General features: G+C 67.9%; 12 protein-coding genes. 5 read left to right on the top strand and 7 right to left on the bottom strand.

What is annotated here, in order from left to right; translation table 11 throughout:
- Nucleotides 1–300 (bottom strand): alpha/beta hydrolase (locus U5809_RS27545; protein ID WP_322088845.1); only part of this gene is annotated, 300 nt, incomplete at its 3' end.
- A gap of 142 nt (nt 301–442) precedes the next feature.
- Between U5809_RS27545 and U5809_RS27550 the strand changes: the two genes are divergently transcribed.
- The gene (locus U5809_RS27550; RefSeq protein ID WP_282510387.1) at nt 443–1,222 is read left to right on the top strand and encodes an AraC family transcriptional regulator; all 780 of its coding nucleotides are present in this window, start codon (nt 443–445) and stop codon (nt 1,220–1,222) included.
- A 427-nt stretch (nt 1,223–1,649) separates the two neighbouring features.
- On the opposite strand, the gene pcaG is transcribed toward U5809_RS27550, so the two are convergent.
- The 3 genes from pcaG to U5809_RS27565 form a co-directional block, all read right to left on the bottom strand.
- Nucleotides 1,650–2,243 carry a protocatechuate 3,4-dioxygenase subunit alpha gene (gene pcaG, locus U5809_RS27555; RefSeq protein ID WP_322088846.1) on the bottom strand — a complete coding sequence of 198 codons (594 nt, stop codon included), beginning with the start codon at nt 2,241–2,243 and terminating at the stop codon, nt 1,650–1,652.
- 3 nt (nt 2,244–2,246) lie between these two features.
- Complete coding sequence (pcaH, locus tag U5809_RS27560; RefSeq protein WP_175015586.1) at nt 2,247–2,954, bottom strand: protocatechuate 3,4-dioxygenase subunit beta; 708 nt, start codon at nt 2,952–2,954, stop codon at nt 2,247–2,249.
- Between the two features lie 277 nt (nt 2,955–3,231).
- A complete protein-coding gene (locus U5809_RS27565; protein WP_322088847.1) occupies nt 3,232–3,798 on the bottom strand; it encodes a YiiX/YebB-like N1pC/P60 family cysteine hydrolase in 567 nt (188 codons plus the stop codon).
- A 120-nt stretch (nt 3,799–3,918) separates the two neighbouring features.
- Here U5809_RS27565 and U5809_RS27570 point away from each other — a divergent pair, with 120 nt between their 5' ends.
- The 4 genes from U5809_RS27570 (at nt 3,919) to U5809_RS27585 (ending at nt 6,574) form a co-directional block, all read left to right on the top strand.
- Complete coding sequence (locus U5809_RS27570; RefSeq protein ID WP_322088848.1) at nt 3,919–4,656, top strand: helix-turn-helix transcriptional regulator; 738 nt, start codon at nt 3,919–3,921, stop codon at nt 4,654–4,656.
- A gap of 77 nt (nt 4,657–4,733) precedes the next feature.
- Nucleotides 4,734–5,720, top strand: coding sequence for a pca operon transcription factor PcaQ (pcaQ, locus tag U5809_RS27575; protein WP_282510377.1), 987 nt, complete (start codon nt 4,734–4,736; stop codon nt 5,718–5,720).
- Between the two features lie 125 nt (nt 5,721–5,845).
- Nucleotides 5,846–6,205, top strand: coding sequence for a type II toxin-antitoxin system RelE/ParE family toxin (locus U5809_RS27580; RefSeq protein ID WP_322088849.1), 360 nt, complete (start codon nt 5,846–5,848; stop codon nt 6,203–6,205).
- Between the two features lie 72 nt (nt 6,206–6,277).
- Nucleotides 6,278–6,574, top strand: coding sequence for an XRE family transcriptional regulator (locus U5809_RS27585; protein WP_174948783.1), 297 nt, complete (start codon nt 6,278–6,280; stop codon nt 6,572–6,574).
- Between the two features lie 100 nt (nt 6,575–6,674).
- Here the strand turns inward: U5809_RS27585 and U5809_RS27590 are convergent, their stop codons facing one another.
- The 3 genes from U5809_RS27590 to U5809_RS27600 form a co-directional block, all read right to left on the bottom strand.
- Complete coding sequence (locus U5809_RS27590) at nt 6,675–7,949, bottom strand: APC family permease (RefSeq protein ID WP_322088850.1); 1,275 nt, start codon at nt 7,947–7,949, stop codon at nt 6,675–6,677.
- A gap of 139 nt (nt 7,950–8,088) precedes the next feature.
- On the bottom strand, nt 8,089–12,579 hold the full coding sequence (locus U5809_RS27595) for a DEAD/DEAH box helicase (protein ID WP_322088851.1): 4,491 nt from the start codon (nt 12,577–12,579) through the stop codon (nt 8,089–8,091).
- 202 nt (nt 12,580–12,781) lie between these two features.
- Nucleotides 12,782–13,306: a metal-dependent hydrolase gene (locus tag U5809_RS27600; RefSeq protein ID WP_176045181.1), complete on the bottom strand. Its 525-nt coding sequence runs from the start codon at nt 13,304–13,306 to the stop codon at nt 12,782–12,784.
- Between the last annotated feature and the right edge of the window lie 265 nt (nt 13,307–13,571).

The following is a 13,571-nucleotide window of genomic DNA, read 5'->3' on the forward strand; positions in this document are numbered from 1 at the left end:
CGCGATGACGGCGACTTTCTCGGCCGCCATCGCGCCCATCGAGTGGCCGACGACGCTGAAGGTCGTGAAATCGAGTGCGTCGGCAAGCGCGAGCGCGTCGGCGGCGATTTCGTCGATCGTGTAGTCGCCGCGTGCGTCGCGCATGCGGCCGTAACCGCGGTAGTCCATGAATACATAGCTGAAATGCTCACGTGACAGCCACGCTTCGACGGGTTCGAACGCGTGGGCGTCGCTGAACCAGCCGGGTAGTACAAGAACAGGGTGGGGGCCGTCCCCCACACGATGAAACGTATTCGGCATGTCCGCTCCGATGTAGTGGCAATCCGGCCGATCAGGCCGTCGGGTCTTGCGGCCGCGAGGTCACGCAAGGGTGGAGCGGATCGTAAATCGCGCGAAGGAGACCCGCCTTCGATATCGGGTCATTGATGATGGAATTCGGGCCGTGAGAAATACGCTGCTAGATCCCTACGAACACATTCCGCGCAACGTGGTCGTGACTGCCAACGACTATGCGGCGGGCACGACGTTTCCGGAGCACGCGCATGGGCGCGGGCAATTCGCGTTCGCGTCGCGCGGCACGATCAGCGTGTCGACGCCGCACGGGCGCTGGCTGGTGCCGCCGCAGCGCGCGTGCTGGGTGCCGGCCGGCGTGCGGCACGAAATGACGATGACCGGGCCGGTCACGATGCTCAATACGTTCGTGTCCGGCGACGCCGCGCAGGCGGTTGGCCTGCCCGGGCAGTGCGGCGTGTATGGCGTGTCGCCGCTGCTGCGGCAACTGATCGACGATGCGATCGACCTGCCGGCCCTGTACGACGTCGGCGGCCGTGCGGGCAAGCTGATGGATCTGCTGGTCGCGGAAATCGCGACGATGCCGCGCCTGTCGCTGCATGCGCCGCTGCCGGCCGATGCGCGGCTGGCGAAGGTGTGCCGGCACCTGTTCGCGTCGCCGTCGATCGCGGCCGATCTCGACCAGGTCGCGGCCGATGCAGGCGTGAGCCGGCGGACGTTCACGCGGCAGTTCCGCGCGCAGACGGGCGTGAGTTTTGCCGCGTGGCGCCAGCAGGTGTGCATGCTCGCGGCGATTGCCCGCCTGACCGACGGGCAGCCGGTGACGCGCGTCGCGCTCGATCTCGGGTACGCGAGCGCAAGCGCGTTCACATCGGCGTTTCGCCGCATCCTGGGCGACACGCCGAGCCGGTATCTGGAGATCCGGCGCTAGCCGGTCGAAGCCGCAAAAAATACGCGCCCGCCAAGTTCGGTCGGACGCGTTTAAAGGCACTCGGTCAGAAAAAATGCGCGCACAGCCTGCCGGGCGGTGTCGCGCATTACATGCGTAATTATTTCTGGTGCGGATTTAATTCCGTTTGAGCGTTGCGGATAACGAAGGATACGCCGCATAACAGGCAAACGATATCCCGCTGGGCCGACGTTTCATGTGCGGTCGCAGCATGCGTTTCAATCGGGCGTTCGATATCGGGGCGGGAAGCCTCGGGCAACAGGCGTTCGCCGCCGCACCTCGCCACGATGCGACGCATCATCGAATGATGGCGACGGCCCACGAAAAACGCCGCGTGGTGCGATGCCTGTCGGTATCGCACCACGCGGCGTGCGGTTGCGTGCGAAGCCGGCGTGCGCCGGCGCGTGCGTCAAACGTCGAAGAACACCGTTTCGTCCGGCCCCTGCATGCGGATGTCGAAGCGATAGACGACCGGGCGGCCCGGCTGCGCGTCGCGTTTCGCGACGAGCGTCGCGCGGCGCTCGGCCGGTACCGCGTTCAGCACGGGATCGGTCGCGTTCGCCGCGGCTTCGTCGTCGAAGTATACGCGCGTGAACGCATGGGTGAGGATCCCGCGCATCATCACGGTCACGTTGATGTGCGGCGCCTCGTCGGCGGCGAGGCGGCCGGGCTTCACCGTCTCGACGACGAAGCGCTGCTGCGCATCGGTGCCCGTGCCGACCCGTGCGAAGCCCGTGAAGCCGGATTTCGCGATGTCGTCGCGCGAGGTGGGGTAGCGGCCCGCGCCGTCCACCTGCGTGAATTCGAGCACCGCGTCGCCGACCACGTTGCCGTCGCCGTCGAACACCTGGCCGACCAGCAGCACGTGCTCGCCTTCGGCGTGCGCCGCGGCGATCGTCGGCGTGAACAGGCTTTTCAGGTCGTAGTCGTATTGCTGCGGGCACAGGCCGTACGCGAAGTACGGGCCGACCGTCTGCGAAGGGGTTTGCTTCAGCATCGTCATGGTTCAGCGCTCCATCGGGGTAGCGTCGCGGCCGCGCAGCACGATGTCGAATTCGTAGCCGAGCGCATAGCCTTCTTCGGTGATGTCCATCGAGAAGCGCGAGATCAGGCGATCGCGCGCGGCTTCAGGCGTGCCCTGGAAGATCGGGTCGTACGCGAGCAGCGGGTCGCCGGGGAAGTACATCTGCGTGACGAGACGCGAGCCGAAGTAATCGCCGAACAGCGAGAAGTGGATGTGATTCGGGCGCCACGCGTTCGGATGGTTGCCCCACGGATACGCACCGGGCTTGATCGTCAGGAAGCGGTAGCGGCCTTCGTCGTCGGTCAGGCAGCGGCCCGCGCCGAGGAAGTTCGGGTCGAGCGGCGCGTCGTGCTGGTCGATCTTGTGCACGTAGCGGCCGGCCGCGTTGGCCTGCCACACCTCGACCAGCGTGTTGCGCACGGGCTTGCCGCCTTCGTCGAGCACGCGGCCCGTGACGACCATGCGCTCGCCGAGCGGCTCGCCGTTCTTCACGGCGTTCTTCGTCAGGTCGTGGTCGAGCGCGCCGAGATCTTCCGCGCCGTAGACGGGCGCGTACTGGTCGCGCAGTTTCTCTTTCAGCGGGATCAGCGGGCGAGTCGGGCCGCGCTTCACGGACGAACGGTACTCGGGGTGGACATAGGCCGGATGCGACGGCCAGTCGCGCGGCGTGAGGATCGTGGGGGAATCCATCGGGCGTCTCCTGATAGGTATTTCGCGTAGGGGATGGCAGGACTTTAGCCAATCCGGAAAGTTATGCAAAATGACCTTTTTTCGCGAGACGCATAACCGTTCGTTATATTTGGCGCGCCCATGAAAAATCCGCCGGACAGGATGCCTGTCCGGCGGATGAAAGCGATCGGGCTTCGCGTCGTCGGTGACGACCCCGTGCACGGCCCTCCAGCCAGCCCGTCGCTATTTTTTGTCTTTTGTTCTTGTTGTTATCCGGCCTCCCTGAGTGCGCCCGTTGTCATTTGCAGCCGGGATCGAACACGATCCCGTCGAATTCGACCGAAAGCATGCTGCTGCGCAGCAGTGCGGCTGGCGTCAGCGCCTGGTCGGCACCGATCACGTCGCTCACGTACTGCGCGCAGAACCCGCGCCGCACCCGCAGGTTGAAGCGGTTGCCGAGCAATGCGTCGATCCGCTGTTCGGCCGTTGCATGCAACCGGCGCTGTTCGTCGGCGGTCGATGCCGCGATTCGGCGTGCCAGCGCGATGCGTCCGCCGTCGGTATGGGCGACGAAGCGCGACAGCGGCGTGAGCTTCGTCCATGCCAGCGCGGCGGATTCGGCGATCACCGGTTCGTCGCCCGACGTATCGACCACGATGCCGAAGCGGTTGGCCCATGCGCCCGTCGTGGTTGCCGCGTCGCGCGGCGAGCCGGCCCGATCGCGGATGAACACGAGATCGCCGACATGCGCGCTGGCGGCCAGCGTGCGGACAGTGGCGAGCGGCATCGTGCGATCCGTGTCGCGTGCATCGCGCGGTGCGGTGTGCTGCGGTTCGTAAGCGGCGGTTTCGGTGCGGGTGGCCATTTCGGCTCCGTCGTTGAGTGACAGGACGGAGCGGATTATGCAGACAAGTATCCAAAAGTGTTCATCTGTACGTGCGGGTAGCCTAATATCCGACCTGGAGCATCATTTTTCGATACTAAAATGACCGAAACCGCCCAACTCATCGAAACGCTGAAGCGCCAGTTGAAGGCGCAGGGAATAACCTACCGCGATGTCGCTCGCTCGCTTGACGTCTCCGAGACGAGCGTGAAGCGGCTGTTCGCGAGCGGCCGCTTCACGCTGGAGCGCGTTGCGGAGATCGCGCAGTTGCTCGGCTATACGCTGGCCGAGCTCGTGCAGGAGGCATCGGCGTCGGCGCCGAGGCTGCACATGCTGACCGAGCAGCAGGAGGCGCTGCTCGTGTCGGACGAGAAGCTGCTGCTCGTCGCCGTTTGCGCGATCAATTACTGGACCGTGCAGGACATCGTGTCGGCCTATCGCGTGACGAAGGCCGAATGTGTGAAATACCTGTTGATGCTCGACCGGATGAACGTCGTCGCGCTGTTGCCGGGCGACCGGATACGCGTACGCGTCGCGCGCGATTTCGACTGGCTGCCGGGCGGGCCGATCCGCCGTTATTTCCATGCGCACGCCCTTGGCGATTTCCTCGACAGCCGCTTCGACGGCGCGGGCGAGACGATGACGTTTTCGCAAGGGATGCTGACCGAGGCGGCCGCCGCGGAACTCGAACTTGAATTGCGCCGGCTGCGCAGCAAGGCGGCCGCGCTGCATGCGGAGTCGTCGTCCGCGCCGCTCGGGCAGAAGCACGGCACGGGTCTGCTGATCGCGACGCGGATCTGGGAGCCAACCGGTTTCCATGCGCTGCGGCGTGACGCGTGACGTTTCACCCAGTGCTTGGGCTTATCCGGAAAGTTATGCAAAATGGCATTTCATTGCCATTCGCATAACCACCCGTTATGAATAACCGTATCGCCGACGGTCGCGTCAAGTTCCGGCACCTACAGTGTTTTCTTGCGGTCGCGCAGTTGGGCGGCGTGCAGAAGGCGGCCGAAAGCCTGTCGATCACGCAGCCTGCCGTGTCGAAGACGATCGCCGAACTGGAGGCGATCCTCGGCGTGAAGCTGTTCGAGCGCGGCCGGCAGGGTGCGCAGCCGACCCGCGAAGCGCAGTTGTTCATGCCGCATGCGAATGCTTGCGTGCTGGCGCTGCGGCAGGGCGTCGGGCTGCTCGCGCGCGAAGGCGGCGCTGCAGCCGCGACGCTGGAAATCGGCATGCTGCCGACCGTCGCGGCATCGCTCGCGCCGGCGTTGATGAAGGCGCTGGCCGAGCGCTGGCCGCGCATCGTCGTGCGGATCGCGACCGCCGCGAACGCCGATCTGTTGGAGCGGCTGAAGTCCGGTGCGATCGAATGCGCGATCGGGCGACTGTCGGAGCCGGAGCGGATGATCGGGCTTGCGTTCGAGCAGTTGTACAACGAGCCGCTCGTCGCGGTCGTGCGCGCCGGGCATCCGTTGCTGTCGAGCGCGGCGCCGGCCACCGAGCTCGCACGCTATCCGGTCGTGCTGCCGCCGTTCGGCACGCTGATTCGCCAGTCGGCCGAACAATTGCTCGGCGCATGCGGTGCGCCGCCGCTGGATTCGTTCATCGAGGTGCTGTCGGTATCGGTCGCTCGCGCGCTCGCGCTCGAGAACGACGCGGTCTGGTTCGTGCCGCTCTATGCTGCCGAATACGATCTGTCGGCCGGTGCGCTGGCGCGCCTGCCGCTGCCGTCAGCGGGTACCGACGAGCCGGTTGGACTCATTTTGCGCACCGATGCGCAGCCGACGCCGGTCGCACGGACGCTGATCGATGCCGTGCGAGACATCGCACGGTCGCGGTTCGGCGACAAGCGTGCGCACCGGCCGCCACGCGCCACGCGCAAACCGGCTCGCGGCGATCGCTGATCCTCCGGGCCGCGCGGCAAGCGGCTCAGTTCCTTTCTCCATTTCCCGATTGGCCAACCGGCCAGTAGCCGCTCTCGTGGCGCTTGGCATATCGTATCGTTTTTGGTACGATCGGTGGCAAGACAATGGCGAGACAGCAGATCCAGGTCACGCTCGGCGTGCGGTTCTTTTGCACGGCCCGAGGCAACGAGCCGGTGCGCGAATGGCTCAAGGCGCTCGGGCAAGTGGAGCGAAGGGCAATCGGCGAAGAGATCAAGACCGTTCAACTCGGCTGGCCGCTCGGCATGCCGCTGGTCCGGAAGATGGCGAAGGATCTGTGGGAGATCCGTGTGATGCTGCCGGGGCGGAGCGCCCGCGTGCTGTTCACGGTCGTCGGCGACACGATGGTCTTGCTGCACGGTTTCTTCAAGCAATCGAGGGCCACGCCGTCGGACGAACTCGACGTCACCGTCGCGCGCCTGAAAGCGCTGACGCACGCCATTTGAATTCCCGGTTGCGCCGTAACCCGCTGTCTCCGACGGCCGGGCAGCCGGCCATGCCATGCATTGGAGTACGACATGACGACCACGAACAACCCGCATATCGGCAGCGACTTCGATACCTTCCTCGAAGAGGACGGCAATCTCGAAGCGGCCACCGCCACCGCGATCAAGCGCGTGATCGCGTGGCAGATCGGGCAGGAAATGAAGGCGCAGCACATCACGAAAACCGCGATGGCCGCGCGGATGAAAACCAGCCGTGCCGCGCTCAACCGGCTGCTCGACGAAACCGACACGAGCCTCACGCTGGCGACGCTCGCGAGCGCGGCCGCCGCGCTCGGCAAGCGGCTCAGCTTCGCGCTGGTACCGGCCTGACAGGCGCGATGCGCGCGGCAATCCGGCCAACGATCCGGCTGGCGATTCGCCGGCGTGCCACCTCAAGCGGGCGGGCGTCAGCCCGCGCGCGCACCGCGGGTCATTTGCGCGGCCCGGTCACCTGCAGATAAAGCAGTGCGCCGCCCGCGAGCAGCAGCGGGCACAGGAAATACCAGCCGGTCGTCAGGAAAAGCCCGGCAACCGCAACCAGCGATATCCACGCGCAGCGGTAAGCGATGCTGCCGCGCGGCAGCAACTTCAGCGCGGCGGCCGCACCGAGCCCATACACCATCACGAAACATCCGGACGTCACGAGCACGAGCGGTTTCGGGCCGACGTCCGAGAGCGTCGTCGCGGCCAGCGCGACGGCTGCAAGCAAGGCAATCACGCCGAGGCTGCGGCGCGGCACGCCACCGACCTGGCTGCCCTGCGCGAGCCACGCGGGCAGCGCGCCGTCACGCCCGAGCGCCGCACCGAGCTTGGCCGCGCCCGCGAAATACGCGTTCATCGTGCCGAGCGTGAGCAGCAGCGCGGCGACAGCCGCCAGCACCTGCGCATGGCCGCCGATGCCGCCCGCGATCAGTTCGGCGAGCGGGGCACCGGACGCGCCTGCCGACGGCCCGAGCACCATCACGCTCGCGGCGGCGACCGACAGATACAGGAACCCGACGACCACGACCGCAATACCGGCCGAACGCGGCATGTCGTGCGCAGGCCGACGGAATTCCGCCGCGAGATGCGTGATCGCTTCCCAGCCGGCAAAGCTCCACACGAGCAGCGCGGCGGCCTGGCCGACCGCGAGCCAGCCATGCGGGGCGAACGGATGCAGATTCTCGGAGCGAGCATGCGGTGCTGACGTGAGCACCGCGGCGAGCAGCAGCGTGACGAGCAGCGCCGACAACACGAGCTGCATGCGGCCCGACACCGTAACGCCGAATGCATTCGCGGCCGACACGGTCGCAATCAGCGCGGCAGCCGTGACGATGACCGTCGTGTGCCCGCCGCCCGTGACGGCCGCGACGTACGCACCGCCGAACATCGCGGCGGCCGGTGCGCCAGCCGGCACGGCAAAGTAAAAGCACCAGCCGACGATGGCCGCGGCCTTTGGACCGAATGCGCGGCGTGCGTAGGTCGAGACACCGCCCGAGTCGGGATAGCGTGCGCCGAGTGCGGCGAAGGTGGCAGCGAGCGGCCCGGACAGCACGACGAGCGCAGCCCACGCGAGCAACGACGCCGGGCCGGCGACCTCGGCGGCCAGCGCAGGCAACGCGATCACACCGGTGCCGAGCACCGCGCCGATATACAACGCGGCACCCTGGAAAATCGTCAACGAGCCCGCGTGATGAGCGGCGGGCGAGTCGGCATGCGAAGTCATGAGCGGCAGTCTCCGGAAGTCTTGTTTTGTCTGGGTGGCGCGCGGGAGCCCGCGCGTGCAATCGTTCGATGCTACCCGAACGATCGCGGCAACGCGGCCCGGCGATCAGTAGTCCGTGCCGCGCGCGTGTCAGCCGATGTCAGCAGTGGCGTGCGAGCCGCAGGCGCGCATCCTCGCGCGCGGCAGGCGACAGTTCGGGCGCGTAGTGGAATGTGCCCGACACCAGCGACGCGACGGGCACGCCGTCACGGAACAGCACGCGATTGCCGGCAAGCGCCGGCACCTTGTCGCCGGGCAGCAGCGTGCCGGCGAGGTTCAGCGGGTCGGCGCCCGTCACGCACACATACTGTCCGTCGCCCGGTTGCCGCCGGAGTTCACGCAGGATCGGGATGGCCTCGGGCAGCGCGAACTGCTCGCCCGCGAGCCCGGCAACGAAGCGTCCGCCGCGAATCTCGCCGCGTGCTTCGAGCCGTTGCAGCACGCGCACGAGCTCACGCCAGCTCGGCAGCCAGTCGGCCTCGCGTTCGAGCAGCCGCCAGAACACGACGCCGTAGCGGCGCAGCAGCGTCCATGCGATGTGTTCGAGCGCGTCGGGATCGGTCGCGGCCAGGCCGCGTTTCGGCGCGGCCGAATCGCGTGGCGGCGCATGGCGCTGCACGAGCGCCCAGCGGCCCGCGTCGTCCATCCCGCCGATCAACGCGCCGCCGCGTCGCGTGCGCGGCGCATAGGTCGCGCTGCGCTTGACGACCGGTTTCAGCAGCGCGCGCAGGCCAGCGTAGCTGTCCGCGTTCACGAGGCCGGCCGACACGAGTTCGCCAAGCGCCTGCTCGAGTTCGACGGGCAGCATGTGCAGGTCGTCGAGCAGCGCATCGAAGAACATCGCGCCGTGCGCGGCGAGCGCATCGTGTACCTGCGTGGCGCGCGCGGAAAGCGCCGGTTGCGCATCGGGATCGCGCAGCGCCTGCCATGCGGAAAGATGGCGGCGCGGCAGCAGCACGATCGGCGTCGTTTTCACGGGCGTGCCGGCCGCGCGTGCGGGCCCGCCGATGCGTGTCCAGACCAGCTTGCCCGAGCGGCACAGCTCGTCGAGGCCGCCGGCCATGTAGTCGGTGAGCCGCGCGGGCAGCAGCGCGTCTTCCCATGCACTCGCCGCGGCCTCGTAGCCTTCGAGCTGTTCGACCACGGCCGCGAGTGCGTCGCGGCCGGTGCCGCGCGTGTCGGGTGTCAGGTGCTGCCAGTGGAACAGGAATCGCATGAAATCGGCGCGCTCGACCGGTTCGATCTCGCGGCGCAGCCGCTTCACCGTATAGCGATGAATGCGCGCGAGCAGGTGGCGTTCGCACCATTCGTCGGTCGTCGCGCCCGGTGTGAAGCGGCCGCGCATCACGTAGCCTTCGCGCTCCAGTGCCGCGAGTGCCGTCACGATCGACGCAGGCGGCAGGCCGAGCGGCGTCGCGACCGCGTCGAGCGTGAGCGGCCCGAAGCCGGTGAGCCGCGCGCGGATCACGTCGACGAGCGCGGCATCCGCCTCCCACGGCTGAGCGCACGCGGCAGGCACCTTGAGCGCAGGTGTCACGCGTGCGTCGGGGTGAAGGGCACGCAGACAAACGAGCCGTTCGACCGGCACCCACAGCGCGGCGCCGCCCGGCGCGACGAGTTTCGTGGCGCGGCGGCGATCCGCGAGTTCCGCAAGCTGCTCGGGCCAACCTGCGTGCGCCTGGGCTTCGCTGTCGGAGAGACAGGCGAGCGTGAGCAACGCGTCGTGCATTTCGTCGGCGTCGCGCACGAGCGGCCATGCTTCGTCGCGCACGGCGTCGATCGCATCGGCGTCTAGCGCACCGAGATCGTCGGCCGATTCGGGGTCGCTCCAGCGGCGTGACTGCACGGCCTGCGTGCGACGCTCTTCAAGAGGCGCATCGTCGAGGAACGCATAGGGTTTCGCGTTCAGGATCTCGGCTGCGAGCGGCGACGGCGCGGGCAGGTCGCGCGCGACGAGTTCGATCGCGCCGCTTTCAATCCGGCGCAGCAGCGCGAGCCAGCCGTCGGTGTCCATCGCGTCGTGCAGGCAGTCGTCGAGCGTCTGGGCGACGAGCGGGTGATGCGGTATCTCGCGTTCGCCGACGATGTTCTCGAGGCACGCGACCTGATCGGGGAACACGGTCGCGAGCAGATCCTCGCTCTTCATCCGCTGCAGTTGCGGCGCGGTGCGCTTGCCGCCGGTGAAGCGCGGCAGCGCGAGCGCGGTCGTCGCGTTCCAGCGCCAGCGCACGCCGAACATCGGCGCGTCGAGCAGCGCCTGGACCAGCACGTGTTCGGCGCTGCCCGAACGCAGGTAGCGCCACACTTCGTCGAGCGCGAAGCTGTGCGCGAGCGATAGCGACAGGATGATCGCGTCGTCGGTCGCGGCGGCCTGCAGCTCGAAGTTGAAACTGCGGCAGAAGCGCTTGCGCAGCGCGAGCCCCCATGCGCGATTGATGCGGCTGCCGAACGGCGAATGGATCACGAGTTGCGTGCCGCCCGATTCGTCGAAGAAACGCTCCATCACGAGCGTGTCCTGCGTCGGTAGCGCACCGAGCGCGGTGCGCGTGCGGGCGAGGTAGTCGGCAATCTGGCGCGCGGCGTCCGGAGACAGGTGAAGCTCGTCGACGAGCCAGCGCAATGCGGGCGCGAGGCGGCTTTCGGCGGGGGCGAGCGCGGCGCCGGTTTCGGCATTCGCTTCGGCCTCTGCTTTGCCGCCCGGACGTTTGCGTCCGCCAGCACCGGCACCGGCACCAGCACCAGCACCAGCACCAGCACCAGCACCAGCACCAGCTTGCCGGTCACCGTCGGCGAACAGCCCGTCGAGCCGCGCGCGCAACCGGCCGACCGCCGCCGACAGCTCGTCGCTGCGCCCCGGCGCCTCGCCGAGCCAGAACGGAATGTTAGGCGACTGGCCTTGCGCATCCTCGACGCGCACGCGGCCCGTTTCCACGCGAATGATCCGGTATGACTGGTTGCCGAGCTGGAACACGTCGCCGGCCAGGCTCTCGATCGCGAAATCCTCGTTGACGGTGCCGACCTGGATACCCTGCGGTTCGAGCAGCACCGCGTAGTCGGCCATGTCGGGGATCGTGCCGCCGGAGGTGGTCGCGGTCATCATCGCGTTGCGGCGCCCGCGCACGGTGCCGCCGACCACGTCGCGATGCAGGTATGCGCCGCGCACGCCGCGCCGGCTCGTGAAGCCTTCGGCGAGCATCTTCATCACTTCGTCGAAGCGTTCGCGTGTCAGCCGCGCGTACGGCGCCGCGTGCGTGAAGCGCGCATAGAGTGCGTCTTCCTGCCATTCCGTGCATGCGACTTCGGCGACGATCTGCTGTGCGAGCACGTCGAGCGGCGCTTCGGGAATCCGCAGCGCATCGAGCTCGCCGCGTTGCACGCAGTCGAGCAGCGCCGCGCATTCGACGAGTTCGTCGCGCGAGAGCGGGAAGAGGCGCCCCTTCGGCACACCGCCGACATGGTGCCCCGAGCGGCCGACGCGCTGCAGGAACGGCGCGATGCCGCGCGGCGAGCCGACCTGGCAGACGAGATCGACATCGCCGATGTCGATGCCGAGTTCGAGCGATGCGGTGGCGACGAGCAGCTTCAGTTCGCCGCGCTTCAGGCGCTGCTCGGCGTCGAAGCGGTGTTCCTTCGCGAGGCTGCCGTGATGCGCGGCGATCGCTTCCTTGCCGAGCCGGTCGGCGAGATGGCGCGCCATGCGCTCGGCGGTGCGCCGCGTATTGACGAACACGAGCGTCGTGCGATGCGCGGCCGCGAGCCCCGCGATGCGGTCGTACACCTGTTCCCACACGTCGGTGGCCATCACGGGTTCGAGCGGCACGTTCGGCAGTTCGAGCGCAAGGTCGCGCTCGCGTGTGTGGCCGGTGTCGACGATCGTGCAGTCGCGCGGCGCGTCGGCCGGGCCGCCGACCAGGAAGCGTGCAACCGCGTCGATCGGCTTTTGCGTCGCAGACAGCCCGATGCGCGGCAATGCGTGGCCGGCCAGCGCGTCGAGGCGTTCGAGCGACAGCGCGAGATGGCTGCCGCGCTTGGACGATGCGAGCGCATGGATTTCGTCGACGATGACCGAGCGCACGTTCGACAGCATCTGCCGCCCCGACGTGGACGACAGCAGCACATACAGCGATTCGGGCGTCGTGACGAGGATGTGCGGCGCGCGCTTGCGCAGCGCGGCGCGCTCCGCTTGCGTGGTGTCGCCGGTGCGCACGGCCGTGCGGATTGCCGGTACCGGCAGGCCGAGTTGCGCGAGCGATTCGGCGATGCCGGCGAGCGGCGCGTCGAGGTTCACGTGGATGTCGTTCGACAGCGCTTTCAGCGGCGATACGTAGACGACCAGCGTCGCGTCGGGCAGCGTGCCGTCGTGCGCGAGCGCATCGCGCACCAGATCGTCGAGCGCGCACAGAAACGCGGTGAGCGTCTTGCCGGAGCCGGTCGGCGCGGCGACGAGCGTCGACCGGCCGGCCTTGATGTGCGGCCACGCGAGCGCCTGCGCGCCGGTCGGCGCGGCGAACGTGCGACGGAACCACGCGGCGACGGCCGGGTGAAACACGTCGAGTGCGCTGGCGGCAGGGCGGGTAGCGGTAACGTCCATCGGAGCGTTGAAATGGGGTGCGAGTGCGCGGACGAGCCGCGCATGAAGCGAATCGTCAGTGTGCCAGACGTCGCGTATGCGTGCCGGGCATGCTGGCCGACGAACCCGATTCAGATGGGGGCTCGCGCCGCACTTTCAACAAACCGAAAGTTGCGTGCAATGCGGCGTACCGATCGCGCGCCGAATTGCGACGAATTGCAACTTAAACGCGATGCAGCCAGCCGAGCCAGTGTTCGAGCAGCGGTGCGCGCGACCACAGCGACTGCGCGAGCCACAGTGTGCCGCCCCAAGCGGCGGCCACGACGATCAGGTCGCAATGCCCGCTGTTCCACAGGTTGAGCGAATGGCGCCGCCAGATCCACGGCACGCCGAGCGGGTTCGGCCAGTCGGCCAGCAGGTGCATCACGCCGCCGCACGCGAAGCCGAACAGCGGCGCGGCCCACAGCGGATGCGGATGATGGATGAGCCCGTGCCACCCGAGCGCGAGCAGTGCGATCCAGCCGATGCCCCAGTGCGTGACGGTGCGGTGCGTGATCCACAGGCGGCGCTTGCGGCTCCACCAGGCGACTTCGAGCCAGTCGGGCGCGGTGCCGCCCGCGACGCCCGCCGCGAACGCGGCGAGCATGCCGATGTGCCACGGGCCGGTTGCACCGGTTTGTGCGACGAGGACGGCGGCGGCGACGCCGGCCGCGAAGCCGGACGCATGATGCGCGTTGTGTGATGCCATAGGGAGCGAGACGAAGAAACGTGAAGCGGCACGTGAACGAAACAGCGATGCCGTGCGAAAGCGGGGCGCTATCTTCTCAGATCGACTCGCGCAGCGGGAGGGGCGTTTGCAGATTTTTTTGCACGTGCTGCACGGGATGCCGCGAGGTTCGCAACTTTCGGTTTTATGCGGTGGGTGATGACGCGCACCGCATGTCATGTCGACCGATTCACGTCCGTCGCGGCGCCGCAACGCGACGGTGCATACGTGATCGGCGCGCTGCGTG

Source organism: Burkholderia sp. BCC1999, from assembly GCF_905339975.1.
Lineage (GTDB): Bacteria > Pseudomonadota > Gammaproteobacteria > Burkholderiales > Burkholderiaceae > Burkholderia.